Source organism: Mycobacterium sp. 852014-52144_SCH5372336, from assembly GCF_001665615.1.
GTDB lineage: Bacteria > Actinomycetota > Actinomycetes > Mycobacteriales > Mycobacteriaceae > Mycobacterium > Mycobacterium neumannii_A.
Window position 1 is genome coordinate 1 of the sequence record NZ_LZSW01000038.1, and the last position, 791, is coordinate 791.

1 protein-coding gene is annotated in these 791 nt (G+C 64.5%); it reads right to left on the reverse strand.

The features are described 5' to 3' along the window. The coding region (locus tag A5759_RS08255; RefSeq protein WP_068196151.1) for a hypothetical protein at positions 1–791 on the reverse strand (791 nt) is incomplete at both ends.

A 791-nucleotide genomic window follows, 5' to 3' on the forward strand; every position in this document is an offset into this window, starting at 1 on the left:
TCGGTGTTGACCTGACCGGAGTTGTCAGTCGAGTTGTCCTGTCCGGAGTTGTCGACCGAGTTGTCGACCGAGTTGTCCACCGAGTTGTCCTCGATGCTCGACCCGCCCGAGATGCCGCCGGTCACGCTGCCGTCGATATCGCCGACATTGGTCTGGTTGCCATCGACATTGGTGGTGGTCGTGTCGTTGTCGTTGATCACGATCCCGCCACCCGAGCCGCCGGCCCCACCGGTGGCGTTGCCGCCGTCGTTGCCGACCCCGATCAGGCCGCCACCGCCGTCACCGCCCGAGGCGCTGCCGCCGCTGCCACCGCTCATGTCGACATCGTTGATGACCGGGCCCTCGTTGTCGGAGATGATGTCGCCGCCGGCGGTCTGGTCTCCGCTGTCGTCGATCTCATTGTCCTCACCGATGTTGACGTTGGAGTCCTCGATATCACCGGTGTTGACGTTCTCGTTGTCATCGCCGACGACGTTGCCGTCGCCCTCGACGTTGGTGGCATCGATATCGCCTGCGGTGCCGGTGTTGACCACCCCGCCGTCGGTGGCGGTGTTGGTGGTCTTGTCACCGAAGGTGATGTCACCGAACTCCAGCCCGAAGTTGCCGATACCCTGCTGCTGATCCTCACCGGCGTGGTTGAGCGTGTTGGTCTCCGGGCTCAAGAACCGGGTGTCGTTATGGCTGAGGGTGTCGTTGTTGGACAACACCTCGGTCTGCCGCTGCGGGGTGAACGCGATCCCGTGCGTCTGGGCCACCGCCTGCTGCAGCCCCACCACCGGATTGCCACCCCC